At 44.5% G+C, this 25,424-nt stretch carries 23 protein-coding genes and 3 tRNA genes; 12 read left to right on the top strand and 14 right to left on the bottom strand.

Features of this window, described 5'->3' with window-relative positions; translation table 11 throughout:
- Positions 1–151: 151 nt before the first annotated feature.
- The 4 genes from ACVBDY_RS12875 to tgt form a co-directional block, all read right to left on the bottom strand.
- On the bottom strand, positions 152–1,105 hold the full coding sequence (locus tag ACVBDY_RS12875) for an acetyl-CoA carboxylase carboxyltransferase subunit alpha (RefSeq protein ID WP_447175876.1): 954 nt from the start codon (positions 1,103–1,105) through the stop codon (positions 152–154).
- An 86-nt stretch (positions 1,106–1,191) separates the two neighbouring features.
- On the bottom strand, positions 1,192–2,130 hold the full coding sequence (locus tag ACVBDY_RS12870) for a DMT family transporter (RefSeq protein WP_447175875.1): 939 nt from the start codon (positions 2,128–2,130) through the stop codon (positions 1,192–1,194).
- Positions 2,117–3,193 carry an LptF/LptG family permease gene (locus tag ACVBDY_RS12865; RefSeq protein WP_447175874.1) on the bottom strand — a complete coding sequence of 359 codons (1,077 nt, stop codon included), beginning with the start codon at positions 3,191–3,193 and terminating at the stop codon, positions 2,117–2,119. Before ACVBDY_RS12865 ends, ACVBDY_RS12870 begins: the two co-directional genes overlap by 14 nt.
- 28 nt (positions 3,194–3,221) lie before the next feature.
- Entirely contained in the window at positions 3,222–4,352 is a 1,131-nt protein-coding gene (gene tgt, locus ACVBDY_RS12860; protein ID WP_447175873.1) for a tRNA guanosine(34) transglycosylase Tgt, read from the bottom strand.
- A 241-nt stretch (positions 4,353–4,593) separates the two neighbouring features.
- Between tgt and ACVBDY_RS12855 the strand changes: the two genes are divergently transcribed.
- The 3 genes from ACVBDY_RS12855 (at position 4,594) to ACVBDY_RS12845 (ending at position 7,189) form a co-directional block, all read left to right on the top strand.
- Positions 4,594–5,439: a transketolase gene (locus tag ACVBDY_RS12855; protein ID WP_447175872.1), complete on the top strand. Its 846-nt coding sequence runs from the start codon at positions 4,594–4,596 to the stop codon at positions 5,437–5,439.
- A 101-nt stretch (positions 5,440–5,540) separates the two neighbouring features.
- Positions 5,541–6,494, top strand: coding sequence for a transketolase family protein (locus ACVBDY_RS12850; RefSeq protein WP_447175871.1), 954 nt, complete (start codon positions 5,541–5,543; stop codon positions 6,492–6,494).
- 98 nt (positions 6,495–6,592) lie between these two features.
- Positions 6,593–7,189 carry an outer membrane beta-barrel protein gene (locus ACVBDY_RS12845; RefSeq protein ID WP_447175870.1) on the top strand — a complete coding sequence of 199 codons (597 nt, stop codon included), beginning with the start codon at positions 6,593–6,595 and terminating at the stop codon, positions 7,187–7,189.
- Between the two features lie 96 nt (positions 7,190–7,285).
- Here the strand turns inward: ACVBDY_RS12845 and ACVBDY_RS12840 are convergent, their stop codons facing one another.
- Entirely contained in the window at positions 7,286–8,005 is a 720-nt protein-coding gene (locus ACVBDY_RS12840; protein ID WP_447175869.1) for an FKBP-type peptidyl-prolyl cis-trans isomerase, read from the bottom strand.
- A 79-nt stretch (positions 8,006–8,084) separates the two neighbouring features.
- Between ACVBDY_RS12840 and hslR the strand changes: the two genes are divergently transcribed.
- The 3 genes from hslR to ACVBDY_RS12825 all read left to right on the top strand — a co-directional run bounded on the left by hslR (position 8,085) and on the right by ACVBDY_RS12825 (position 9,670).
- Positions 8,085–8,474 carry an Hsp15 family ribosome-associated heat shock protein gene (gene hslR, locus ACVBDY_RS12835; RefSeq protein WP_447175868.1) on the top strand — a complete coding sequence of 130 codons (390 nt, stop codon included), beginning with the start codon at positions 8,085–8,087 and terminating at the stop codon, positions 8,472–8,474.
- Positions 8,475–8,482: 8 nt separating this feature from the next.
- Entirely contained in the window at positions 8,483–9,091 is a 609-nt protein-coding gene (locus ACVBDY_RS12830; RefSeq protein WP_447175867.1) for a methyltransferase domain-containing protein, read from the top strand.
- Between the two features lie 81 nt (positions 9,092–9,172).
- On the top strand, positions 9,173–9,670 hold the full coding sequence (locus tag ACVBDY_RS12825) for a phosphoribosyltransferase family protein (RefSeq protein WP_447175911.1): 498 nt from the start codon (positions 9,173–9,175) through the stop codon (positions 9,668–9,670).
- Between the two features lie 4 nt (positions 9,671–9,674).
- Here ACVBDY_RS12825 and ACVBDY_RS12820 read toward each other — a convergent pair whose 3' ends face one another.
- Positions 9,675–10,190 carry a shikimate kinase gene (locus ACVBDY_RS12820; protein ID WP_447175866.1) on the bottom strand — a complete coding sequence of 172 codons (516 nt, stop codon included), beginning with the start codon at positions 10,188–10,190 and terminating at the stop codon, positions 9,675–9,677.
- A gap of 178 nt (positions 10,191–10,368) precedes the next feature.
- On the opposite strand from ACVBDY_RS12820, the gene ACVBDY_RS12815 reads away from it, so the two are divergent.
- The 3 genes from ACVBDY_RS12815 (at position 10,369) to ACVBDY_RS12805 (ending at position 10,789) form a co-directional block, all read left to right on the top strand.
- Positions 10,369–10,441 (top strand) — tRNA-Lys (locus tag ACVBDY_RS12815).
- A gap of 178 nt (positions 10,442–10,619) precedes the next feature.
- Positions 10,620–10,695: transfer RNA gene (locus ACVBDY_RS12810), tRNA-Lys, on the top strand.
- Between the two features lie 10 nt (positions 10,696–10,705).
- Positions 10,706–10,789 (top strand) — tRNA-Leu (locus ACVBDY_RS12805).
- A 133-nt stretch (positions 10,790–10,922) separates the two neighbouring features.
- Here the strand turns inward: ACVBDY_RS12805 and ACVBDY_RS12800 are convergent.
- From ACVBDY_RS12800 to ACVBDY_RS12770, 7 genes are all read right to left on the bottom strand, one after another.
- A complete protein-coding gene (locus tag ACVBDY_RS12800) occupies positions 10,923–11,477 on the bottom strand; it encodes a TlpA family protein disulfide reductase (protein WP_447175910.1) in 555 nt (184 codons plus the stop codon).
- 47 nt (positions 11,478–11,524) lie between these two features.
- A complete protein-coding gene (locus tag ACVBDY_RS12795) occupies positions 11,525–12,076 on the bottom strand; it encodes a TlpA family protein disulfide reductase (RefSeq protein WP_447175865.1) in 552 nt (183 codons plus the stop codon).
- Positions 12,077–12,200: 124 nt separating this feature from the next.
- Positions 12,201–14,465: an aconitate hydratase gene (locus ACVBDY_RS12790; RefSeq protein WP_447175864.1), complete on the bottom strand. Its 2,265-nt coding sequence runs from the start codon at positions 14,463–14,465 to the stop codon at positions 12,201–12,203.
- Positions 14,466–14,862: 397 nt separating this feature from the next.
- Positions 14,863–15,264, bottom strand: coding sequence for an OsmC family protein (locus ACVBDY_RS12785; protein ID WP_447175863.1), 402 nt, complete (start codon positions 15,262–15,264; stop codon positions 14,863–14,865).
- Positions 15,261–17,153, bottom strand: a complete 1,893-nt coding sequence (locus ACVBDY_RS12780) for a PBP1 and LysM peptidoglycan-binding domain-containing protein (protein WP_447175862.1) — start codon at positions 17,151–17,153, stop codon at positions 15,261–15,263. Before ACVBDY_RS12780 ends, ACVBDY_RS12785 begins: the two co-directional genes overlap by 4 nt.
- A 134-nt stretch (positions 17,154–17,287) precedes the next feature.
- Complete coding sequence (guaA, locus tag ACVBDY_RS12775) at positions 17,288–18,817, bottom strand: glutamine-hydrolyzing GMP synthase (protein WP_447175861.1); 1,530 nt, start codon at positions 18,815–18,817, stop codon at positions 17,288–17,290.
- A gap of 95 nt (positions 18,818–18,912) precedes the next feature.
- A complete protein-coding gene (locus ACVBDY_RS12770) occupies positions 18,913–20,286 on the bottom strand; it encodes a pyridoxal phosphate-dependent decarboxylase family protein (protein WP_447175860.1) in 1,374 nt (457 codons plus the stop codon).
- Between the two features lie 136 nt (positions 20,287–20,422).
- Between ACVBDY_RS12770 and ACVBDY_RS12765 the strand changes: the two genes are divergently transcribed.
- On the top strand, positions 20,423–20,962 hold the full coding sequence (locus tag ACVBDY_RS12765) for a pyridoxamine 5'-phosphate oxidase family protein (RefSeq protein ID WP_447175859.1): 540 nt from the start codon (positions 20,423–20,425) through the stop codon (positions 20,960–20,962).
- Between the two features lie 4 nt (positions 20,963–20,966).
- On the opposite strand, the gene bshC is transcribed toward ACVBDY_RS12765, so the two are convergent.
- Positions 20,967–22,568 carry a bacillithiol biosynthesis cysteine-adding enzyme BshC gene (bshC, locus tag ACVBDY_RS12760; protein WP_447175858.1) on the bottom strand — a complete coding sequence of 534 codons (1,602 nt, stop codon included), beginning with the start codon at positions 22,566–22,568 and terminating at the stop codon, positions 20,967–20,969.
- A 255-nt stretch (positions 22,569–22,823) separates the two neighbouring features.
- On the opposite strand from bshC, the gene ACVBDY_RS12755 reads away from it, so the two are divergent.
- Complete coding sequence (locus tag ACVBDY_RS12755) at positions 22,824–24,524, top strand: M23 family metallopeptidase (protein WP_447175857.1); 1,701 nt, start codon at positions 22,824–22,826, stop codon at positions 24,522–24,524.
- A 143-nt stretch (positions 24,525–24,667) separates the two neighbouring features.
- The gene (locus tag ACVBDY_RS12750) at positions 24,668–25,297 is read left to right on the top strand and encodes an LSm family protein (RefSeq protein ID WP_447175856.1); all 630 of its coding nucleotides are present in this window, start codon (positions 24,668–24,670) and stop codon (positions 25,295–25,297) included.
- The last annotated feature ends 127 nt before the right edge of the window (positions 25,298–25,424 follow it).

Here is a 25,424-nt window from a genome sequence, read left to right as displayed (position 1 = left end):
AGGCTACTTAATATTAACTCTTCGTTAACATTTAAGCTGTTAACAAGTTACGACTTTATGTTCATAATGTAAAAAAAACCGAAGTTCACTACTTCGGTTCATATCCTTATCCCCTGGAAAAGGGATTATAACGGTTGATAGTTTAGACGAGTTAATTTTTAAATACCCCCATGTTGGCGTATTTCTCCATACGTTCTTCCACGAGTTCTTCCGGGGAAAGTTTTTTCAGCTCTTCGTAGTTCTCAATAATGACCTGGGCAACGGTTTTAAAAGTGGTTTCCCTGTCAGAATGCGCTCCCCCGAGCGGCTCTTTTATAATATCGTCTACCAGGTGTAGTTTTTTCATGTCTTTGGCAGTAAGCTTCAATGCTTCAGCCGCCTGTTCTTTATATTCCCAGCTACGCCATAAGATGGAAGAGCACGATTCGGGAGATATCACGGAATACCATGTATTCTCCAGCATAAGCACCCTGTCCCCGACACCGATCCCGAGGGCTCCACCGGAAGCACCTTCTCCGATGATAACAACAATCACGGGGACTTTAAGGCGGGTCATTTCCATAATATTCCTGGCGATAGCCTCTCCCTGTCCTCTTTCTTCTGCCTCAATTCCGGGATAAGCACCGGGGGTATCGACCAGGCAAACGACCGGAACCCTGAATTTTTCCGCCATTTTCATTAGCCGGAGGGCTTTGCGATATCCTTCCGGATTGGCCATACCAAAGTTCCTGTACTGCCTTGTTTTGGTATTGTATCCTTTTTGCTGACCTACGATCATAAAACTCTGACCGTCAATTTTGCCAAGACCTCCTATCATAGCCTTATCGTCCTTCACGGTACGGTCGCCATGCAGTTCCAGAAAAGTGTCCCCGCATATGGCCCTTACATAATCGAGCGTATAAGGCCTTGAAGGGTGACGTGACAACTGAACGCGTTGCCAGGCCGTAAGGTTCTTGTATATCTCTTTTTTGGTTTGTGCAAGCTTCTTGTCTATTTGTTTGCAGGTCTCGGTTACATCCACATCGCTCTCTTCCCCGATAACCCTGCACTTGGATAGTTGTTCCTCTAGTTCTTTAATAGGTAATTCAAAATCCAAATATTCCATTATCAACTAAATTTTTATTCGATTCAGCCTACAAACTTACGGATTTTTTCGTGTACAATTTACGGGCGAATCATTATTTCTATCTCTTAACATATTCCCACATCGCGGGAACTATCTATGTCGTTACCCGGGCCGCCCGGTCTCCGCTTCTTTGTACCTTCCCTGTGTTTTAACACCCCGTTGGCCAGCACGGTAGCCAGAATAACTATGGCTCCGAGATAAAATTCGGAGCTCATTTTCTCACTGTCTCCCAGGATCATAAAGGCCAACAATATACCGTAGACCGGTTCCATATTAATAGTCAGCATCACCGTATAGGGGCTTATATATTTCATAACCTTGACCGAAGAGATCAGGGCATAAGCCGTACAAACCGAAGCCAGTACAAAGAGATATAGCCAGTCGCGGGAAGCAAGTTTGAAAAAATCCCCGGTAAAGACCTCTCCTGCCATAAAGAGGGAAAGAAAACCGACCCCACTGAGCAATTCATAAAAAGAAATCACAGACGGGCGGTACTGTTTTACAAACTTTCCGTTCAGGAGCGAAAATACGGAAGACAATAAAGCGGCAATGAGGGCAAGTATAATTCCTTCCATATAGGATGATTCTACCTTAAAAATGAGGTATAGTCCGAGTATAACCACCAGTCCCAGGACAATTTCGTACCATATGACCTTTCGTTTGTACCATATGGGCTCCAGGATGGAGGTGAAAAGTGCGCCCGTAGATATCATCGCCAGAGTTACGGATACATTAGAGACTTTAACCGCCTTAAAAAAGGCCACCCAGTGCAGGGCCAGTACAATACCCGCAAGTATAAAGGCAAGCATTGTTTTTCCCGGCACCCGCAGGGAAAAACCACTATACGTTATATACCCGCCGACAAAAAAGGTTGCCATAAACATCCTGTGCCATACCAGCGGAATGGCATCAATAGAGATCAGGGCCCCCAGTACTGCCGTAAACCCCCAGATAAATACTATAAAATGCAGGTGGAGGTAGTTTTTCTGATTATTGTTTAGCATTGTTCAGCAGATAGATGGCCAGTATTCCGAATAAAATATTGGGTAAGGCTGCCGCAAGCATCGGAGAAAAGCCCGATTGCTCTGCCATGGCACCGAATATCCTGTCAAAAAATATAAAAATAAAGGCCAGCGCGATCCCAAGGGCGAGATTGATCCCCATTCCTCCCCGCTTTTTCTTGGAAGATACGGCTACCGCAATAATGGTAAGTATAAATGCCGACACCGGAAGTCCCCATCTTTTGTACTTAACCAGGAGATAGGTATTAATGTTGGACGACCCTTTCCTTCGCTCTTTATCGATAAATTTATTCAGTTCGAAAAGATTCTTGGTCTCCGCAATATACGATACCGGGGTCAGGTCATCGAGTTTAAAGGAAAAAACAGTATCCAGCCGGCTTTCCTTTTGTAAAACATCATCGGTTTCTCCTATTTTCCGCTTTAGATAGGAAGACAACCTGTAGGTACTGTCTTTTTCAATCCACCGGATGTTCCGGGCAGATATCTTATATATAAGCTGTTCGCCTTCAAAATGCTCTAATGTGAAGTTATATCCTATCTTATTTCGCGGGTCAAAGCTACTCACGTAGATATAATCGTTATCGTTGATCTGGTTATAGAGGTTTGTGGTTTCCCGGTCCTGTTTTCCTTTTTTCAGGTATTTGTAATAGAATTCCTTATAACCTTTGCTGGCTGAAGGCACAATAAACATCCCCATAACAAAGGCCATTACGGCCACAAGAGCCGCCCCCACAATATACGGACGGAGAAAACGGGTGTAAGGCACTCCTGAACTCAATATGGCGGTTATCTCGGTATTATTGGCCAGCTTGGAGGTAAACCATATGATAGAGAGAAAGAGAAATATGGGAAACAACAGGTTGGCAAAATAAAAAGTGAAGTTTATGTAATATATCACAATCTCCGAAGTAGGCGCTTCCTGTTCGATCATTTTCCCTACTTTTTCCGAGAGGTCTATCATAATCCCTATGGGAATAAAAAGCAGGAGCATTACCGTAAAGGTTCCGAGATACCTTTTAATAATATACCAATCTAATATTTTCACTATACCTATATATTATTTTTCCATTACACTAAAGCCTATGTCCCAACTTTGGCACCATGACGTTTTTCCAGGCATAAAAATCCCCAGCGATAATATGCTTCCGCGCTTCACGCACCAACCAGAGATAAAATCCGAGGTTATGTATGGTAGCAATTTGTTTGCCAAGATACTCATTTGCCGCAAAAAGATGCCGCAAATACGCTTTGGAATACTGGGTATCTGCAAAAGTAATCCCCATTTCATCCACCGGGGAAAAATCGTCTTCCCACTTTTTGTTCTTTATATTGATGATGCCATTAGCCGTAAACAGCATTCCGTTACGCGCATTCCGGGTTGGCATTACACAATCGAACATATCCACACCCAATGCAATATTTTCGAGAATATTCACCGGTGTCCCTACCCCCATCAGGTAGCGGGGTTTGTCTTCGGGCAGGATGTTGCAAACCACTTCGGTCATGGCGTACATTTCTTCAGCCGGTTCTCCTACGGACAATCCCCCTATGGCATTCCCTTCTGCTCCGACCCCGGCGATATACTCCGCCGACTGCTCCCGGAGATCTTTGTAAACCGATCCCTGAACAATCGGGAATAAAGACTGACCATAACCGTATTTTTCGGGTACTTTCTCCAGGTGTCCCACACAGCGATCGAGCCACCGGTGAGTCATATGCATGGAACGCTGTGCATAACGGTAATCACACGGATACGGGGTACATTCGTCAAAAGCCATAATAATATCGGCCCCGATACTCCGCTGTATTTCCATAACTCTTTCCGGGGAGAAAAAGTGATACGACCCGTCTATGTGCGACTTGAACTTAACACCTTCTTCCTTTATTTTCCTGTTAGCCGACAGGGAATATACCTGGTATCCGCCACTATCGGTGAGTATGTTCCTCTCCCACCCCATAAATTTGTGCAGGCCCCCGGCTTTTTCCAGAATAACTGTCTGCGGACGGAGATAAAGGTGATAGGTATTTCCCAGGATGATATCCGGGTTAATATCTTCCCGCAATTCTCTCTGGTGTACTCCTTTTACGGATGCCACAGTACCCACAGGCATAAAAATGGGAGTTTCGATAACCCCGTGCCCTGCATGGATCTTCCCTGCCCTGGCCTTACTGGCAGGATCGTTTGCTTGTAACTCGAACTTCATAAAAAATATCAATCAGTCGGCAAAGATAGGAATATTTTAAAGTTGGAAGCACGAAGCTGGAAGCACGAAGTCTTGGCATACAAACTCCTGACTTCATGCTTCCAGCTTCGTACTTCAGGCTTCGCACTTCCATCCAAATCCAACAAATTATTTGTGAAACCCTGAAAACTAACACGGAAAACTTTTGGGGGAAGCTTATTTTAAGTTTATTTTTGCCAGCGAATAATTTCAACTATTAAAAATGTCTAATATTCAACAACTAAACGACTTAGCAACACAGGTTCGCAGGGATATTTTGCGGATGGTTCACAAGGTTAATTCCGGCCACCCGGGAGGATCCCTGGGATGTACAGAATTTTTCGTGACCCTGTACAACGAGATCATGGAACTGAAAGACGAATTTGATATGGATGGCACAGGAGAAGATCTCTTCTTTCTTTCCAACGGGCATATTTCTCCAGTATTCTATAGCGTACTTGCACGAAAAGGGTACTTTCCGGTAGAAGAGCTCGACACTTTCCGGGTGATCGATTCCCGTCTTCAGGGGCATCCTACAACACATGAAGGCCTGCCGGGCATACGTGTAGCTTCAGGTTCTCTCGGACAGGGGATGTCCGTAGCCATTGGGGCCGCGCTTGCAAAAAAACTAAACAAAGACAATCATCTGGTATACAGCCTGCACGGTGATGGCGAATTACAGGAAGGACAAAACTGGGAAGCCATCATGTACGCCGCGGCTTACAAAGTGGACAACTATATCGCAACTGTAGATTACAATGGCCAGCAGATAGACGGCGCTACGGATGATGTGCTCCCCATGGGCGACCTCAAAGCAAAATTCGAGGCTTTCGGATGGGATGTCATGGAAATTAAAGAAGGCAACAATATAAAGGCCGTAATAAACGGCATGAAAGAAGCGAAAACCAGGACCGGAAAAGGAAAGCCGGTATGTGTACTTCTTCATACGGTAATGGGCAACGGAGTAGATTTTATGATGTATACACATGCATGGCACGGTAAAGCGCCCAACGATGAGCAATTAGAAAAAGCCCTGGCCCAAAACCCGGAAACCTTAGGGGATTATTGATCCGTGGATCTGTGTACAGACGCACGGTCGTGCATCTCAATCAGAGGAGGCCATGGGCCTCTAACCGTTCCCTGAAAAATCCATTAAACAGAAAAACCAAGATGAAAAAATATACAGATACAGGAAAAAAAGACACCAGAAGCGGATTCGGAGCCGGGATGACTGTCCTGGGCCGTACGAACCCCAATGTGGTAGCTCTTTGTGCCGACCTTATAGGGTCTTTGAAAATCCAGGAGTTCATAGACGAAAACCCGGAACGTTTTTTCCAGGTCGGTATTGCCGAGGCCAATATGATGGGAATGGCAGCCGGGCTTACTATAGGTGGTAAAATACCGTTTACCGGTACTTTCGCCAACTTCTCTACCGGAAGGGTTTACGACCAGATCCGCCAGTCTATTGCCTATTCGGGTAAAAATGTAAAAATATGCGCTTCCCACGCGGGACTTACCCTGGGAGAAGACGGGGCGACACACCAGATCCTGGAAGATATAGGACTGATGAAAATGCTTCCCGGCATGACCGTAATCAATCCTTGTGATTACAACCAGACCAAGGCGGCCACTATAGCTATAGCCGAATATGAAGGACCCGTTTACCTCCGCTTCGGAAGGCCCAGTGTAGCCAACTTTACGCCGGAAGATCAAAAGTTCGAAATAGGAAAAGCCGTTCTTCTCAATGAAGGGACGGACGTTACCATCATTGCTACAGGTCACCTGGTGTGGGAATCCCTTCTTGCTGCCGAAGCACTGGAAGCCAAAGGTATTTCTGCCGAAGTCATCAATATACACACCATAAAACCGCTGGACGAAGAAGCTATACTGGCATCTGTTGCCAAAACCGGTTGTGTGGTTACGGCAGAAGAGCATAACTACTATGGCGGACTTGGCGAAAGCGTAGCCAGGGTACTGGTTAAAAACCAGCCTGCTCCCCAGGAATTCATAGCTACAAACGATACGTTCGGAGAAAGCGGAACTCCTGCCCAACTTATGGAAAAATACGGACTGAACAATAAAGCGATAGAAAAAGCCGTTGAAAAGGTACTGAAAAGAAAGTAGACTTTTCTTTACTTAAAGGAACATATCTGCTGAAAAAGGTAATTATTTATTAACCATCCCGGACGAAAACCATATACTCCGGGACTTAAACCGTACCTATGAAAAAAACGCTTTTAATTATTGCCATGCTTTTTGTAAGCGCTGCCGGGTTTTCCCAAATAGACTTTGGTGTAAAGGCCGGTTTTAACTACAACAAAACAGGAGACCTTAAAGACCAGGCAGAAGATATTCTGGACGGCGGAAAAGGTAAAGCCGGATTTCACGCCGGGGTATGGCTCCGAGGAAATGTGCCTATTATAGGCCTCTACCTGCGCCCGGAATTTATGTATACCCAGATCAGCAGCGAATACGAATATCAGGGTAACAAAGGGAGTTTTGACCTGCAAAAACTCGATGTGCCGATACTGATCGGTAAAAAATTCCTCGGTTTCGCACATGCTTTTATCGGGCCTTCTTTTCAATTCGTGGTAGATTCCGACTTTGACGCAGAGGATATCGAGGATATCGATACGGACAGCTTTACCCTGGGCATGCAAATGGGGCTCGGTGTAGAATTCGGCAGTCTGGGCCTTGATGTCCGATGGGAAAGAGGACTCTCTGACTCCGAAGCCAAAATCGTGGATAACAACAGTGACAATTTAACGATAGACAGCAGGCCTAACCAGGTTATTTTTGGTTTGTCTTATAAGTTTTAGTGAAGGTGGTTCCTACCACTGACAGGAATAAAAAAAAACGGTCTGAAAAAATCAACTCAGACCGTTTTTTTATTTTATAAAAGACTTTTTTGTTCACTAATCTTCTTCCTCTTCTTCTTTTATCACTCTTACTTTTAAAAGGTCAACGGAAAAAGCGATAGGGGTGTAGGCCGGAATGCTACCGGAACCGGAATAATATCCTAATGCGGCAGGCATAAACACCATGCCTATCCCATAATTCCCGCTAACAATATAAGTACCGTCCTCTTCATTAATATCTATCTTTCCACCCGAGTTCAACACAGGCATAAATTCGCTGAACCCCCGAATGTTATTGGACAGGTTAAACCACACAGGCGCATTGCTATTGTCAAAAATAAAATCGTTCAGCAAAAAACCTTTATACCGTACCAATGTGGAATCCGTAGTTTTCGGAGCAAGACTATCACTGTTCCCTTGTCTTGCCACAAGGCTATACAATTTGTGATCCAGCGTTTCTTCTTCCGTGATCTCCACGGCGATAGTCTTGACCTCCACCTGGTCTATCATCGGGGTTTTATCACTGTTTTCTCCGGCAATGGTATCAATAACAATCCGGAAATCAAAATCGGTACTATCCTGCTCTGCAGCTACCTTAAATTCCTCGTAATTATAAAAATGGGTGCTTAGGTATTCCCGGATATCCGCATCGTTTTCCGTTGCCACTTCGGCAGGGTCCCTGACTTCGACACCGCCGCCGTTATCATCGTTCCTGCATGCCCCCAGGAGAACTATCGCCCCCATTACAACCAAACCAAGTCTGTTTATCTTCATCATTGTTAAAAAAATTGAATGCGCAAGATACAATTTTCTGTAAATTTGTTTTTATTAATTAACGTAGATTTTCCGTTAGCGTATGCGTATTGATAAGTATTTGTGGTGTGTCCGCTATTACAAGACGAGAAATATTGCCACCGAAGCCTGTAAAAAAGGACATATAGCAGTCAACGGCCAGACCGTAAAACCTTCCAGGGAGGTCTTTCCGGCCGACAAGATAAAACTCCGGAAGAACCAGATCCACTACGAACTTACCGTCCTGGATATCCCCGCAAGCCGGGTCGGGGCAAAACTCACGGATATATACCGGAGAGACACTACCCCGCCCGAAGCTTTTGAAAATGCGGAACTCCTGAAATATGCCAAGGAGCATTATCGTAAAAAGGGAACGGGAAGGCCTACCAAGAAAGACCGGAGAGATATTGACGACTACACAGAGAACGATCCGGATGATTCTGAACTGGAATAGCGTATACTATGGATATTGCAACCGATAAATACTGGGAAAACCGGTACAATTCCGGTTCGGATGGCTGGGATATAGGCCATATATCCACACCGATTAAGGCTTATGCGGACCAACTGGACGACAAAAACCGGAAAATACTTATCCCGGGCGCGGGGAATGGCCATGAAGCGGAATACCTCTTCCGGAACGGTTTTAAAAACATCTATGTCCTGGATTTTGCCTTACCGCCACTACAGCGGTTTAAGAAGCGTGTCCCCGACTTCCCGGAAGACCGGCTGATCTACCGGAATTTCTTTGACCTCGAAATGTCTTTTGACCTTATCCTGGAACAAACCTTCTTCTGCGCAATTCCGTTGCAATCCAGGCCTGAGTATGCCCGGAAAATGCATCAATTACTACTTCCGGAAGGAAAACTGACCGGACTGCTGTTCGATTTCCCGCTAACCGGAGAAGGCCCTCCTTTCGGCGGTGATCGGCAGGAATATTCAAATTATTTTTCTCCCTATTTCAACATAGTCGTCATGGAGCGCTGTTACAATTCCATAAAACCGAGAGAAGGCAGGGAGCTCTTTTTTATACTCCGTCCGAAAAACCCCGGGACCTTTAAGGAAAGCTAAAGGAGTTTTCCCTACTGAATACTGCACATATCATTTTAATCGGTAAATTTGTTTTCTTATCAAACAGAAAAAGTTATGACCATTACGGAAAACAAGATCCTCGGCCACGAAGAAATAGAACATAAAATACGAAGGATCGCCTACCAGATATACGAAACCTTTGTAGATGAAGATGAGATCGTTGTAGCGGGTATTGTTTCTGCCGGCCTGATTTTTGCGGAAAAAATCGCTGCGACCTTAAGTGAAATTTCCGATATTAAAATAACCCTCTGTGAGGTTACGATAGATAAAGTAAACCCGACAAACCCGGTGAAAACCTCCCTTTCGGAAAATACTTACCGGGACAAGGCCGTCGTGTTGATCGATGATGTCCTTAATTCCGGAGCCACATTGATATACGGTGTCAAACACTTTTTAAACGTGCCTCTTAAAAAATTAAAAACGGCAGTACTCATAGACAGAAACCATAAGCGTTATCCCATTAAAGCGGATTTCAAAGGTATCTCCCTCTCCACCTCTCTCCAGGAGCACGTCAGTGTGGAATTCGGTGAAGAGGAAAACGTTGCGTATTTACAATAACAGTTTATACGACCCTGGAGACAATTTCATCAACTATGGTTTCCACGGGACGGCTGTCTACTTTTACACTGTAATTAGCCTTCAGGTAGAAGAAATTCCTTTCGAAAAGGTGTTTCCGTATAAACTCTTCCAGTTCGCTCTCGGAAAGATGCTTTATTAACGGCCTGTGCTCTTTTTCTTTTTCAAGACGAGCCGTGAGTTCTTCAATAGACGCCCTCAGATAGACAACCTTATCCGTAGCTCCCTGTATATATTCCATATTACTACCGTAACAGGGTGTACCACCACCGAGGGAAACAACTGTATTCCGCGCATTGGCAAAAAGCTCCTCTACGTAACGGCTTTCTGCCTTACGAAAATATATTTCTCCTTTATCACGAAAGATCTCCGGGATACTTTTCTCTTCTTTTTCTTCGATAAAATCATCCATATCTACAAATTTCAGGGACAACTTTTCGGCCAGGCTTCTCCCCACGGCACTTTTACCGCTTCCCATATATCCAATCAATACAATTACCATAAAACTTTAATCTATTTAAATACAATATGTTATACTTCGCTTCTAAAAAAAACACAAATTTATATCAAAATCACCTTGAAAAATAAATTATTGATGTTATATTTGCACCCGCCTACCGAGAAGGAGGCTTACCGCCAGCAACGGCGGGCAATCTGCCAGAAAAGGCAGTTCTTTGAATGACCTGGTAGCTCAGCTGGTAGAGCATCTCCCTTTTAAGGAGAGGGTCCTGGGTTCGAGCCCCAGCCAGGTCACACAATTATTACTTTATGATCCGGGCGAGAAGTTTACCCTGATCCCGATAGTTATCGGGATGTCGAAGGGAGCCCCAGCCAGGTCACTGTAAAATTCAAGTTTTGGTTCTCTACGGGAAACCAAAAAAAACAATAAGTGTTCTTTTACATTATTATAAAATAATAATTTAATCTAATTGACCTGGTAGCTCAGTTGGTAGAGCATCTCCCTTTTAAGGAGAGGGTCCTGGGTTCGAGCCCCAGCCAGGTCACCATGATTTTTTTGCTCACGTGGTGAAATTGGTAGACACGCCATCTTGAGGGGGTGGTGTTCGAAAGGACGTGCTGGTTCGAATCCAGTCGTGAGCACAATAATACTTTAAACCCTCATACACATCCGGGTTTCTTTTTTAAGGATATTTCATCCATACTCCATTTTCCGAAAACTTCTGCAAACAGCACGCGCTGCTCAATACAACAGAGTAAAGAAAACAAATTATATTTATTCCGCAATCAACCTGTCCAATATATCCCGGACCTTATCGCTGTTCCAGGCAGCAGCTCCTTTTTTACCTACTACAATATCCCCGTTTTTATCCAGCACCCAGGTAACCGGAATACTCGAAGAGTACATTTTTTCAGGCACACTGGTCACCGAAAAATAAGCCGGAACATCCCATCCTTTTCGCACAAGGAACTTCTCGACTACTTCCGGTTCTTCACCGGTTACAAAAAGAAAAACCACCTTATCTTTGTAATCTCCATACAACCGGTGTAAGGCAGGCATTTCAGCGATACAGGGAGGGCACCAGGTGGCCCAGAAATTCACCAATACCACTTTTCCCCGTGCATCATTAAAATCATAAATTCCGCCATCCAACGTTCTCAAATCCCAGCGATAGCTACCAATATTATCCCGATCCTCTTCCGGGGTCGGAGAAGGACTGAAAGCCACCAGCCTGTTTACCCATACTTTCACACTCGTACCCACCGGTGTAAATAAAATAAGCACGGCAAACACCAGCAGGAAAAGATTAACGATCTGTTTTTTTGACATTTTCACAATACACATACTTTATAAACGGACGACGGGCATACTCGCAATTATTGCAGCAGGGTATCGAGCAACTGTCTTATACCGGCATTGTCCCAATCCGCTATTCCGTCGCTCTCTGCCGCTATATATCCGTTTTTATCTATAATATATCCGGAAGGTACTTTTTTAGCGTCCAGAGGCATTTTTTCACCTATTATAAGATAAGTTACCGGGAAAGCATACCCCCTTCTCTCCATAAGTTCCTGAACAGGCTCCTTTTTTTCATTGGTAATCACATAAAAGTCCATTTTATCTTTATAGGTATCATAAAGTTTCTGAATACTTTTCCTTTCCGCTATGGAAGGGATACGCCACGAAGCCCAGAAATTCACAAAAACCACACGTCCTTCGGACTGCTTAAAATTAAACATTTCCCAATTCTCATCCTTTAGTTCCCAGTCATACCCGGAAATTTTTTCGCGATCCTCCGGCTTTATAATTTCCGGTTTAGGCGCAAACATCCTGCTAAGCAGGACTTTGCTTTCAAAACCGAGAGGAGTAACAAAGAAAGACAGTACCAATACTATAAGCAGGACATTTTTAACTGTTCGTTTTTTCATGGTTGAACTTTTGTTTGGATTATCACAATGGTATTCTGCCCTTCGGGCAACTCCCGATACAAAAATAAAAAACTCCCGGTCCCGGGAGTTTTTATTAAAATTATATTTCAGCTACCTTTATCACTTAAGCCTTACCGGCTGCGATAAGGTTCAATGCAGAACCTGCCTTGAACCAGGCTATCTGGCCTTCGTTATAGCTATGGTTTGCCATGATTATATCTTTGCTACCGTCAGCATGAACCACTTCTATGGTTATAGGCTTATTGGGTGCAAATCCTTCGAGATCCACTAAGTTAAACGTGTCGTCTTCCTGGATCAGATCGTAATCTGCTTCATTGACAAATGTAAGACCAAGCATCCCCTGCTTTTTAAGGTTAGTCTCGTGAATACGTGCAAACGATTTTACAAGTACTATTTTAACACCGAGGTGGCGAGGCTCCATTGCAGCGTGCTCACGGGAAGAACCTTCTCCGTAATTGTGGTCTCCTACCACTACAGTCGGAATTCCCCCAGCTTTATACTCTCTTTGTGTATCCGGCACGCCACCATATTCTCCCGTGAGCTGGTTTTTCACAAAGTTAGTCTTCATATTATAAGCGTTAACGGCACCGATAAGACAGTTATTGGAAATATTATCGAGGTGACCGCGATAACGCAACCACGGTCCCGCCATAGAAATATGGTCCGTAGTACATTTACCGTAAGCCTTGATAAGTAGCCTGGCACCAAGAATGTTTTTCCCGTCCCAAGGTTCAAAAGGCGTTAACAGTTGCAGACGCTCTGACGTAGGGGATACTACGACTTCCACGCTGCTTCCGTCTTCTGCCGGGGCCTGGTATCCCGCATCTTCCACGGCAAAGCCTTCCGGCGGAAGTTCGTATCCTCTGGGTTCGTCCAGCATTACCTCTTCTCCTTCTTCGTTAATTAGCTTATCTTTTAACGGGTTGAAATCCAGTCTTCCGGAGATCGCTATTGCCGTTACCAGTTCAGGAGAACCTACGAAAGCCAGGGTATTGGGGTTACCATCCGCTCTCTTGGCAAAGTTCCTGTTAAAGGAATGTACGATCGTATTACGTTCTTCTTTTTCAGAGCCTGCACGATCCCACATACCTATACACGGACCACATGCATTGGCAAATACCGTAGCACCGATCTTATTGAACGTATCAATAAAACCGTCTCTTTCGATAGTGTAACGCACCTGCTCCGATCCGGGAGTTATAGTAAAGTTTGATTTTGTCTTTAATTTTTTATCCGACACCTGTTGGGCAAGTGATGCCGCCCTTGAAATATCTTCGTAAGAAGAGTTGGTACAAGAACCTATAAGTCCGTACTCGACTTTCAGCGGCCAGTCGTTTTCTTTTGCCGCTTCTTTCATTTTAGATATCGGCGTAGCCAGGTCCGGAGTAAAAGGACCGTTCAGGTGAGGTTCGAGCTCGGAAAGGTTGATCTCTATAACCTGGTCGAAATACTGCTCCGGATTTGCATACACTTCCGGATCGGCAGTTAGGTAATCTTTTACTTTATTGGCTGCATCGGCTACATCTTCACGTCCTGTTGAACGCAGATACCTGTCCATAGACTCATCATAACCGAAAGTGGAAGTAGTTGCACCCACTTCCGCACCCATGTTACAAATGGTTCCTTTACCGGTACAGGACATCGCCTCAGCGCCTTCTCCGAAATATTCCACGATAGCTCCGGTCCCGCCTTTTACAGTAAGGATTCCCGCAACTTTGAGAATAACATCTTTTGGAGCGGTCCACCCGGAAAGTTTACCGGTAAGTTTCACTCCGATAAGCTTAGGGAATTTCAATTCCCATGCCATTCCGGCCATTACGTCCACCGCATCGGCTCCACCGACACCGATAGCGATCATACCCAAACCTCCGGCGTTTACCGTATGCGAATCCGTTCCGATCATCATACCTCCGGGGAAAGCGTAGTTTTCGAGCACTACCTGGTGAATAATACCGGCACCGGGCTTCCAGAAGCCTATACCGTATTTGTTAGATACCGAGCCGAGAAAGTTAAACACCTCATTACTGGTTTCATTGGCTCTCTTAAGATCCTTGTCCGCACCTACTTTGGCCTGGATCAGGTGATCGCAGTGTACCGTAGTTGGAACGGCCGCCTGAGGCTTTCCGGCACGCATAAACTGTAACAACGCCATTTGTGCCGTAGCATCCTGGCAGGCTATCCTGTCCGGGGCAAAGTCCACATAATCCGCACCTCTCTTAAATGCCTTTGTGGGATTACCATCCCAAAGGTGGGCATATAAAATCTTTTCAGATAAGGTCAGCGGCTTACCTACCACTTCACGAGCTTTGTCCACCCGCTCGGCGATTCCAGCGTAGACCTTTTGAATCATATCAATATCAAAAGCCATTGTCTATAAAGTTTTTTATTTTGAAAGTCCAGCAAAAATACGAAATCGCCAACACTTTTTAAAGTTTTTAATATCTCCTTTTCTTTGACTCGTAATTCGCAATAAAACCTCGCGAAAAACCTTGAATTTTATGCATTTAATATTTTCCGTATATACAAAATACAAATTTGCTAATATGCAGATAGGACATCCCGCAAAATCAAACTATCGATTTTATTTATACGGCAATAATCAAACGAAATTTTAAGAGATTGTTAAGCGCAGGCAAAAATGGTCGTAAGCGGGAACACTTTCCTTCCCTGCCCCGAAAAAGGTTATCTCGACACAAAGACCAAAAGTTTTTACAACACAAAACCCGGGACTGCATCCCGGGTCCGGTGATTTTTCATTCTAAAATTCAACCCCAGTTAAATACGATCTCCTTTTCTATATCCGGATGCAGACTATGGTGCACCGGACATGTATTTGCAGCGTTTTCGAGTATTTTTTTTGTTTTCTCATCGGGATTTACGGGTAAATGAAAAACCACTTTAATTCCGGAAATACGCCTGGGACCGGCAGCCATGGTCTTGGTGACTTCGGCCGTAGTCTCCCTGAGGTTGATTTCCAGTTCCCTCGCTTTGATCCCCATGATCGTCAACATACAACTGGCCAATGCGGTAGCAACCGTATCGGTAGGTGAAAAAGCTTCTCCCTTACCGTTATTATCAATAGGTGCATCGGTAATAAATGTGTTCCCTGATTGCAAATGCTCGCATTCGGTCCTCAGATCGCCCTTATAAGTTACTTTTGAGGTCATTTTGCTTCTTCTACCTGGAGTTTATCTGTATATTTAACTATGTACGCCCCGTTGTTGTAATATCCGCCCAGGGACTTTTTGTGATACTTAAACTTGTTCTCCACGTATTCGGTTTCCCCTATAATTGAAGTGGTATCGTAAAGATCCTTATTATAAGCAAGCCTGAGGATCACATCCAGGGTGAGATCATAGCCCCTCGCTGCATAGCGGTTCGGGGAAATACCGAATTTATCGGCATAGGCCCTTACAAAGGGATTATCTCCGGAAGAAGCCTTATCTACGGTAGGATAGTGAAAATCCAGGTTGGCCAGGTGAAAATTAGAAACACTTTCGGAATCATAGGCACTTCCCTTTTTCGTGGTGAACATGGTTATTTTACGTTTATCGGATCTTGCGGAATTCAAAACCCCGGTAACATTGGTCAGCATCACAATATCACCGGTCTCTACAATCACCCAGTTCTCTTTTGTTTCACTGAGTATTTTCCGAAGATCATCCAGCCTGATAAACTTATCTTCGGTAGGATTCAGTACTTTTATCCCCGGTAGTTCCTGTTGCAGTTTTTCACGGACACCCGCATTTTTAGAATCAGCGATAACAATGACCTGCTTATCGCCTACACGTGATCTGATATAGGCTATCATTTTATCCCGAAGCACATGGTCATCCGGAACCGTCTGAAATATATTACTCAAAGACTTTACATTACCGGAGAAAGGCAGAAATACAGGAACACCTCTTACACCACCGGCCACTTCATTGAAAGGCGTGGTAAGGAATGGCCCTATGACGGCATCTACATCCTTAAAATCGTTTGCAGCCAGCAACCTTCCCGTCCCCACTACACTTGCCCTGCTATCCAGCACTCTCACATCCACAGATATACCAAGTTGTTTTGCAGAATCCAGTGCAGCCAGGGCACCGGTGTAAAAATCCAGGGAACGGCTCAGTAATTTACTGTTTTCTATCTTTCCCTTTAAATCATCTCCTTCCTCTATTTCATTCAGTTTAAAAGGAAGCACTAAAGCTATATTAGCCACAGCCCTGCGATCAATACTGTCTACCAGGTTAAATTTCTCCGTGACCACTCCGTCTTCCACTTCCAGGTCGGAAGAAATAGACCTGGGCAGTTTGAGCACCATTCCTTCTTTAAGCCCTCCTTCTTTTAATTCGGGATTCAGTTCTTCCAGTTCTTCACGGCTTACACCGAGCTTCACCTTAAGCCTGTAAAATCCTTCTTTCGGCAGTACTACATAATAGTTATGTGAATCGTCTATCGCTTTTTCTTCATTATCCGGGTGGTCCGGCACCTGCACTTCCTGCCCATCACGCAGTACATCCCCCATACCGGGGTTCAGTTCCTCCAGTTCTTCAATAGTAATACCGTGCTTATAAGCTACACGCCATTTACCTTCCTTTGCTTGCACTACATAGGTTTTCGTACTGTCCGGTTCCTGATCTTTAAAGACCTCTACCGCTTTGTATTCAAATCTCGGTATCCGGATCTTTTCCCTTTTTTTAAGCTGTCTGCCGTATAGTTCTTTGTTATATTTCTTTATATCGTCTACACCGACATTATAAAGTTGCGCTATACTGTAAAGCGTTTCCTTGCGCCTTACTTTGTGCGTAATGAAAGACACCACCTCCTGGGTCATGGACTCTCCGTCCGTTTTTGCCTTGTCGGATATGGGAATTATCAAAATGGTATTTACCGTCAGACCGTTTTTAACTTCCGGGTTCAACCGGATAATATCTGCAGGGTTCACCTGGTATTTCCTGGCAATACTTTCTACTGTTTCTCCCTTTTTTACGGCATGCGTATCAAAGTCCTGTGCATGCACGAAAACACCAAAAAATGTTACCAGTAAGAAAACAACAAATTTGTTCATCTATTTTAATTTTAATCATTCGGGCGGGAATCCTGCCGGAAACGAAGAGACGGGCAATTTCTAAGAAACGCCCGGTACTGTTTTTTTTAAGACTTCCCTGTTATCCAGTCCAAAGGCCGGTCAGCAGACAAACATTACTCCCATTCTATGGTGGCCGGTGGTTTGGAACTTATATCATATACTACTCTATTAACGCCTTTTACTCTATTTATTATATCATTAGAGGTCTTTTGCAGAAAATCATAAGGCAGATTTACCCAATCGGCAGTCATACCGTCCGTACTTTCCACAGCCCGCAGGGCAACACATTTTTCATAAGTACGCTCATCTCCCATAACCCCTACAGAATTCACCGGGAGCAGGATGGCTCCTGCCTGCCATACTTTATCATAAAGTCCCCAGCTTTTCAAACCACTGATAAAAATATCATCTACTTCCTGTAAAATACGAACTTTTTCCGGAGTGATATCCCCGAGGATCCGGATTGCCAGTCCGGGACCGGGGAACGGGTGTCTTCCCAGCAAACCGGCATCTATTCCCATAGACGCCCCTACTCTTCTCACTTCGTCTTTGAACAGCATACGAAGAGGCTCTACCACTTTCAGTTTCATAAAATCCGGCAGGCCGCCTACGTTGTGGTGGCTTTTTATGGTTGCAGACGGACCGTTTACCGAAACAGATTCGATCACATCCGGGTAAATAGTTCCCTGTGCGAGCCATTTTACATCTTTTATTGTATGCGCCTCATCGTCAAAGACCTCGATAAACGTACGTCCTATGGCTTTTCGCTTCAGTTCCGGGTCTTCTACTCCCGCAAGAGCACTCAAAAAGCGTTCCGAAGCATCTACACCGGTCACATTTAAATCCATGCCTTCGTAACGCTCCAGCACTTTTTCAAATTCGTTTTTGCGCAGCAATCCGTTATTCACAAAAATACAGTGCAGGTTTTCTCCTATGGCTTTATGAAGTAATACGGCCGCTACGGAAGAATCTACCCCCCCGGACAACGCAAGTACAACTTTATCGTTGCCAAGCTGTTTTTTTAAGGCGCCTACCGTCATATCCACAAAATTATCCGGTGTCCAGGTCTGTGCTACCCCGGCAATTTTCACGAGGAAGTTCTCCAGTATTTTTTTCCCGTCGGTAGAGTGGTATACTTCCGGATGGAATTGTATGGCGTAAGTTGTTTCTCCTTCTATCTTGTATGCCGCATTTTCAACATCGGCAGTACTGGCCAGTTTCCTGGCATTATCGGGCAAGGCTTTAATAGTATCGCTATGACTCATCCAAACCTGTGTTCCCGGAGACACTCCTTCAAAGAAAGCTTCTTCTTCTACGATATAAGACAGGTTTGCCCTACCATATTCGCGCGTATTGGAAGGTTCTACACTACCTCCGCCAAAATGGGCGAGATATTGTGCCCCGTAGCATACTCCCAAAAGGGGAATTTTTCCGCGAATGGCAGACAAATCCGGATGCGGCGCATCTTCTGCCCTGACCGAAAACGGGCTTCCGGAAAGGATCACGGCTTTGTAGCGTGAAATGTCGTCCGGCAAATGGTTGAATGGATGAATTTCGCAGTAAATATTGAGCTCGCGAACCCTTCGAGCGATGAGTTGTGTATACTGCGAACCGAAATCTAAAATAAGTACGTCGTGTTGCATGCGCAAAAATACTACTAAATATCAAAAATCAAATCTCAAATCCCAATTTCCGTCCTTTTAATTATTCACAAGAGAACGAAGCCCGCTTTTGCCGGCTACTTCATCGTATCCAGGATCATTTTTATATCTTCTTCTGTGGTATCGGGATTTATAAAACAAAAACGGGAAACGGTCTCATAAGTATCCCCGTTTTTCCATTTGGTGGGAGTAACAAGTGCCAGGCCTGCCTTGTGATTTTTATATGTCCAGTTGGTATAGTCGTCCGGCACCCACCCTTTCCGGCGGTAGAGCACACAGGAGAGACTCGGTTCCCGAACGAGTTCCAGGTCCGGATCTTCTTCGATAAGCTTTCCTGCAATCCGTGCGAGTTCTATACCACGTTCTACGGCTTCCTTATACATTTTGGTGCCATGCATCGCCAGCGAAAACCACAGAGGCAATCCCCTGACCCTTCTCGTAAGCTGTATCTGGTAATCGGCAGGATTAAAGCCCCGTGCTCCTTCATCTTTAAAAATATCGAGGTAAGACCCTTCCTGGGCATGGGCCCGTTTGGCAAGCTCCGGTTTTTTATAGATCACCGCTCCACAATCGTATGGCGAAAAAAGCCATTTATGCGGATCAATGGTAATACTGTCAGCTTTTTCCACTCCGAGGAACAAATGCCTTACCGAATCAGCAGCCAGTGCTCCTCCTCCGTAAGCGGCATCTACATGAAACCACAGCTTTTCTTTTTCACATATCGCGGCTATCCCTTCCAGGTCGTCGATAATCCCCGCATTGGTGGTCCCCCCGGTAGCTACCACTGCAAACAACCTGTTCCTTTGTTCGAGGGACAATTGCTCTATAGTTTCCCGCAGACCTTGCCCCGTAAGCCTGTCTTCCGAATCCACCAGGTGAACATCGGCATCGATCACTTTGGCCATCGTTTTAATGGATGAATGGGCGCCTATGGAGGTGATCATAACTCCCCTGTCCCTGGCATGCTCACCGGAAGCTGACCGCCAGGCTTCCCGCGCAGTGACCATAGCCGACAGGTTGGCAGCGGTCCCGCCACTGGTAAATACGCCAAAAGCCCCTTCCGGGAGCCCGGCAAGGGACACCAGCCATTTCATCGCTTCGTTTTCACAATAAATACCTCCCGCTCCCTCCATCCAGTAAGCACCGTGAATACTGGAAGCCGAGGTAACCAGGTCGAACATCACCGCTGCACGTGTAGGTGATGCAGGCACAAAAGCGAGATGCCTCGGGTGGTCAATAGGCACCGTTGCTTTTACCAACACATCCCGGAACAACTGGAAGGCCTTCTCTCCTCCTATCCCTTCGAGGGTTATGGTTTCTCCTACCAGTTTGCGAAGTTCTTCCTCTTTTTTCGGATGTCCCAGTTCCGGGGAAGTCTGGGTAATCCTGTTTATGGCATACTTCATGACATCCAGTGTCATTTCCACCACATCCATATCTATATTGTGCATATCCGGTTTCTTTTTGCACAAAGATACATATTGACCCTTAAGTACTGAATTGTAAAATATGCATATGAAAAACACATGTTATTATGAAAAATGAAAAAGATATCGTAAATTAATACTCTAAAGATACTCCAACCTTATGAATATTCTTGATTCCATAAAAAATGACCTCAGGAAGGCCATCGGCAAGCCGAAGCACCGTTTTCGCTATTTTTCTATGGCCACCTGCGGCATCCATGGGCATGTACGGCAACGGATGCTGGTCCTTCGTGATGTAGCAGACGATTTTACCCTCACCGCATATACGGACAGCCGTTCCAAGAAAATGACGCATATACGCGAAAACAGTGAAGTAAGTCTACTGTTTTTCAACTCTTCCAAATTCATCCAGATCACCATGACCGCCAATGTATGGGTTGAAAAGGACGAACAGACCGTAAAGGGGCTCTGGGACCGCATAAAACCGAGATCGCGAAAAGATTATATTACGGAATTACCACCGGGAACCATGATACAAGACCCTTCAGATGTGGAACACCAGGACAACATTCATTACTTCACCGTATTGAAACTGGTACCGGAAAAGATAGAATACGTAAAACTGCAAAAGATAAACCATCTCCGGGTATTGTTCTCCCGGAACGGCGATTCGTGGAACAGCAGCTATCTTGTACCGTGACCCTTTAGAAAGTCAGAAGACAAAAATCTCCTTCCAGGGGCTTTAACTCCCGGATGAGCCCGGGAATAAGTTCCTTGCCGTACTCCAGGTAAAACTGTGAAAAATTCGTTGTCCTTTCCTGCAGGGACTGTCCGGGGAACAATTCGTTCTGTATATCGGTCATCCGGACTACCTGGTCCGATAATTTACGTTTTTGTGCCTTTAAAAGGCGCTTTTCCAGTTTTTCCAAACCTTTGAGTTGCTTTTCTTCCTGGGCTTTAACGGCATTTAGAAAAGTTTTATCGGTCTTTTCGGCAAGTTCATACATTCCTTTGAACTGCTCCTGAAGGTGTTTTTTTTGCGGAGAAAAATCAATATCGATATCACTAATCTCCCGCACTTTTTTATTGATAAAAGCATCCCGTTTCAAAAACAGTGTGGCAGGGGTAATATTAAGTTTCACCAGTTTTTCCTGTTGTATACTATCTATTAACAGCACAGAATTGCGCACCAGCAATACGGGAAATGGTATTTTTTCCTTTTCGAAAAATCCTTTCAACTGTAACCAGTAAGCTATTTCTCCGCCACCACCTATGTAGCAAAGGTTAGGTAATATGACTTCCTGGTACAACGGTCGGAGCAGAACATTCGGTGAGAACTTCTGAGGCATTTCGTGCAGGTGCTTCAACAATTCATCTTCCTTCCATTTTATATCGGTACCGTGAACAAAATAACTATCCCCGTTTTTCTCAATACGTTCTCTCAGACCTTCCTCCAGATAAAAAAGATTAATTTCCCGGGGGTTCACCTGTAATCCGTATTCACCGTCCGTCTTTTTGAGAGCTTCGGAAGTTTCGGAGACACTGTTATAGGCTGTATTCCGAAGTAAGTCGTTTTCCGCATGCGGAACAAACATTTTTTTCAGGCCCGGGTCATTGCCATCTATAATTACAAGCCCGTACTCACTAAACAATTCGTTTACGAGAAACCTGGTTGCTTCTGCAAGGCTGGTGTGTTCCAGATAAGTTTGCCGAAACAGGTTTTTCAGGTATTCCGCATGTTCTCCCGGACCGAATTCGCAAGCAAACAGCCGGAATACTTCTTCCAGCCCGTCCGTGGAAAACTCACCTACAGCTCCTCCGGAAGACCTGTTCCAACGAAAGTTTTTGCCGTGTAAATTAAAATGATTGATCTCTTCAAAGTCATGGTCTTCCGTCGCCATCCAGTACACCGGCACGAAATGATAGTCCGGATATACGGATTTCAATTCGTCAGCCAGTTTTATAGTGGTGATTATCTTATACAAAAAATAGACCGGGCCGGTAAAAAGGTTTAACTGGTGCCCGGTGGTTATGGTAAAGGTATTGTCAGAAGACAGGGCCTGCAGGTTAAACAGGGTTTCCCTGGACGAATTGACCCCTTCATACTGCCTTTCCAATGCTTCGACCAATACACGTCGGGTTTCGGCGGAAAAGGAAACGTGCTTCTCTTTGATCTGGTCCCGGAATGCTTCGATTTCCGGAAAACGGTTATAAAAAGGCTTCAGGGCCTGCTCTTTTTCTGTATAATCGCATATCAGCTTCGAAAAATATCCGGTTTTCCTGAATGAAAGACACTCTGCAGGCATAATTTTAATACGAATTTTTGAATGGGTAAAGATAAAATTCTTTGCGGTACGGATTCTAAAAATTACGTTAAGATGTCACCCTTCCGCCTTGCCCCGCTAAGATACCGGATATGAAGCACAAAATCAACCACACCCCTTAACGGAAACCTGTGTGAAATGAAGATCGTCCGACGATACACCAAAACTTCGTGCAACAGGCATTTTGTCTAGTAAGCACTTATTTTCTATTTTAGCGCCTCATAACTGAAATGATTCATGCGTCTATACCATATATTTTTTGCCTTCCTGACTTTTATCACCGTTTCCGGACAGGAAACTTACCCTAAAGACTATTTTCGCGCCCCGCTGGACATTCCGCTCCTGCTTTCCGGTACTTTTGGCGAACTGCGCTCCAATCACTTTCATTCCGGTACTGATATAAAAACACAGCAACGGGAAGGACTAAGAGCTTATGCCGCAGCCGGGGGATATATATCCCGGATAAAAATTTCTCCCTGGGGATACGGAAAGGCACTTTACATTACACACCCCAACGGTTATACTTCGGTATATGCCCACTTACAGAAATTTGCCCCGGAAATAGAGGCTTATGTCAGGGAAAGGCAGTACCGCAAGGAATCCTTTGAAATAGAACTTTTCCCGGCATCTGCAGAACTACCGGTAGAAAAAGGAGATGTTGTCGCTTATACCGGAAATACCGGGGGCAGTGGTGGTCCGCACCTCCATTTCGAAATACGGGATACGAAAACGGAAAAACCTATCAATCCCTTATTTTTCGGGCTCCGGGTAGAAGACGCCCAGCCTCCCGTGATACAGGAACTATACGCTTATCCGCTAAGTGACAGTTCACAGGTAAACCATTCCGGGGAACCGCTTCCTATACATTTCAGCAGGCAGCCCGACGGCACACTTTTGGCTGATAAAGTTGATGCCCATGGCCCTATCGGTTTTGGGATTCGTGCTTATGACAGGCAAGACCTGGCATACAATAAAAACGGCGCATATGCCGTGCAGATGTCCGTTAACGGAACTACACAGGTATACTATCACTTCGAAACCTTTTCTTTTGCGGAAAGCAGACATATAAACACCCTGATCGACTACGGCCATTATGTCCGGGAAAGACAGCGAATACAAAAATGTTTTATTTCTCCCGGGAACAGCCTGGGGATTTATGGTAAAAGACTAAATGAAGGAGTTATTGATGTAGTGGACGGGTCAGACTATAATGTGATTATAGAAGTGAACGACTTTAATGGGAATAAAAGCGTCCTGACGATCCCGGTAACAGGCAAAAAGCTGGAGATCGTACATAAAAAAGAAAAAAAGATCACCCCGAACTACCTGCGTACCAACAGGGACAATATATACGCTACAGGGAACATTACCGTATTTTTTCCGTCACATACGTTTTATAACGACCTTTATTTCGATCTCAGAGATAACGGGGACGGGACTTATGAAATTCACAATGATGAAGTTCCGCTTCAAAGAAATTTCACCTTGTCGTTTGACGTTTCCGACTATCCGCAGAAAGAACGGAAGCAGCTTTTTATCGCACACCTGGATCGCCGGAAACGGCCTTCCTATGAGACCACATATAAAAGGGGTGATACGTTTTCCACTCACACCCGAAATCTCGGCACCTTTACGCTGGAAAAAGACACTACAGCCCCCCGGATAGTTCCGGTTAATTTTAAAGAAGGCCAGTGGCTTTCCAATTATCATTATCTGAAAATAAAAATCTCAGACGATCTTAGTGGTATAGCTTCCTATCAGGCAACAATAAACGGCAGATGGATATTAATGGAATACGAACCTAAAAACAACACCCTGACCTATGATTTTAACGATGTCAGTTTTGATAACGGCAAACATCAAATGGAACTTTCGGTCACGGATAACGTAGGGAACAGCAGCACATTTAACGCTACATTTTATAGGGCGACAAAGTAAAAACAGTACCTTTGCATCACCATTACCTCATTCCGGAAATAACGGAGCAAATACACGGAAAAAACCTGGCACCTGCTCAGTTCCCGTAGTCTCCCGGTATACAATTATGGAATTATAAGTTATATAGCTTAAATACATTACTAGTGAAAAAAGCATTGTTTTTATTCTTTGTCATTTGCACAGCCCCGGTTTTTGCACAAAAAACAATTTACGAAAGCCAGAAATTCGAGGAACTGACCAAAGATCATAAGACCCTGGCCATACTGCCTTTCCTGGCCACACTGGAACTGGAACATATGGAAAACCTCTCAAAAGAGGAATTGGAAAAACTGGAGGCCAAAGAAGGCTATGCGGTACAGAATGCATTGGAAAGCTATTTTTCCAAAAAGAAAAGCCGAAAAGGGTTCCGGGTTAACTTACAGAATATCAAAAACACCAACGCCATTCTCAATAAAAATGAGATCTCCATTGAAAACCTGGATATTCACACTTCGGAAGAACTCTCCGAAATACTGGATGTTGATGGCGTCATCAGCGGTAACCTCACCCTTCGTAAATTAATATCCAAAGGGGTGGAAAGCCCGAACCTTTTTGACATTATCAGTGGTAAAAGCGATTATGGCAGAATTGCTATAAAACTCAGTGACGGGAAAACCGGAAAATTACTCTGGAAATTCGAAAAAACCATAACGCGGAAATCCGGGAAAAACACACAGGATATCATCGAATCTATTATGAAAAAAGCTTCCAGGAAGTTTCCGTATGATAAATAGATGTTAGATTTGAGATATTAGATATTGGATTAATAGTTTAAGTCAGCTACTTCGAGGTAAGGGGCATTCAAGGGAAACAAACCATTAACTCATTTCCGATGCAAGCCGGAGCATAAATCTCACTTAG

The sequence above is a fragment of the Sinomicrobium halophytocola genome, assembly GCF_052983395.1.
The sequence above is the reverse complement of the archived record's forward strand: the minus strand, read 5'-3'. Positions and strand labels throughout refer to the sequence as shown.

Excerpts from the sequence above, each read along its gene's own strand:
- guaA (WP_447175861.1), bottom strand. The coding sequence starts at position 18,817 with ATGCAACACGACGTACTTATTTTAGATTTCGGTTCGCAGTATACACAA.
- ACVBDY_RS12855 (WP_447175872.1), top strand. The coding sequence starts at position 4,594 with ATGTCTAATATTCAACAACTAAACGACTTAGCAACACAGGTTCGCAGG.
- hslR (WP_447175868.1), top strand. The coding sequence starts at position 8,085 with ATGCGTATTGATAAGTATTTGTGGTGTGTCCGCTATTACAAGACGAGA.
- ACVBDY_RS12850 (WP_447175871.1), top strand. The coding sequence starts at position 5,541 with ATGAAAAAATATACAGATACAGGAAAAAAAGACACCAGAAGCGGATTC.
- ACVBDY_RS12795 (WP_447175865.1), bottom strand. The coding sequence starts at position 12,076 with ATGAAAAAACGAACAGTTAAAAATGTCCTGCTTATAGTATTGGTACTG.
- ACVBDY_RS12870 (WP_447175875.1), bottom strand. The coding sequence starts at position 2,130 with ATGCTAAACAATAATCAGAAAAACTACCTCCACCTGCATTTTATAGTA.
- ACVBDY_RS12765 (WP_447175859.1), top strand. The coding sequence starts at position 20,423 with ATGAATATTCTTGATTCCATAAAAAATGACCTCAGGAAGGCCATCGGC.
- bshC (WP_447175858.1), bottom strand. The coding sequence starts at position 22,568 with ATGCCTGCAGAGTGTCTTTCATTCAGGAAAACCGGATATTTTTCGAAG.
- ACVBDY_RS12800 (WP_447175910.1), bottom strand. The coding sequence starts at position 11,477 with ATGTCAAAAAAACAGATCGTTAATCTTTTCCTGCTGGTGTTTGCCGTG.
- ACVBDY_RS12780 (WP_447175862.1), bottom strand. The coding sequence starts at position 17,153 with ATGAACAAATTTGTTGTTTTCTTACTGGTAACATTTTTTGGTGTTTTC.
- ACVBDY_RS12875 (WP_447175876.1), bottom strand. The coding sequence starts at position 1,105 with ATGGAATATTTGGATTTTGAATTACCTATTAAAGAACTAGAGGAACAA.
- tgt (WP_447175873.1), bottom strand. The coding sequence starts at position 4,352 with ATGAAGTTCGAGTTACAAGCAAACGATCCTGCCAGTAAGGCCAGGGCA.
- ACVBDY_RS12820 (WP_447175866.1), bottom strand. The coding sequence starts at position 10,190 with ATGGTAATTGTATTGATTGGATATATGGGAAGCGGTAAAAGTGCCGTG.
- ACVBDY_RS12755 (WP_447175857.1), top strand. The coding sequence starts at position 22,824 with ATGCGTCTATACCATATATTTTTTGCCTTCCTGACTTTTATCACCGTT.
- ACVBDY_RS12830 (WP_447175867.1), top strand. The coding sequence starts at position 8,483 with ATGGATATTGCAACCGATAAATACTGGGAAAACCGGTACAATTCCGGT.
- ACVBDY_RS12840 (WP_447175869.1), bottom strand. The coding sequence starts at position 8,005 with ATGATGAAGATAAACAGACTTGGTTTGGTTGTAATGGGGGCGATAGTT.
- ACVBDY_RS12790 (WP_447175864.1), bottom strand. The coding sequence starts at position 14,465 with ATGGCTTTTGATATTGATATGATTCAAAAGGTCTACGCTGGAATCGCC.
- ACVBDY_RS12845 (WP_447175870.1), top strand. The coding sequence starts at position 6,593 with ATGAAAAAAACGCTTTTAATTATTGCCATGCTTTTTGTAAGCGCTGCC.
- ACVBDY_RS12785 (WP_447175863.1), bottom strand. The coding sequence starts at position 15,264 with ATGACCTCAAAAGTAACTTATAAGGGCGATCTGAGGACCGAATGCGAG.
- ACVBDY_RS12770 (WP_447175860.1), bottom strand. The coding sequence starts at position 20,286 with ATGCACAATATAGATATGGATGTGGTGGAAATGACACTGGATGTCATG.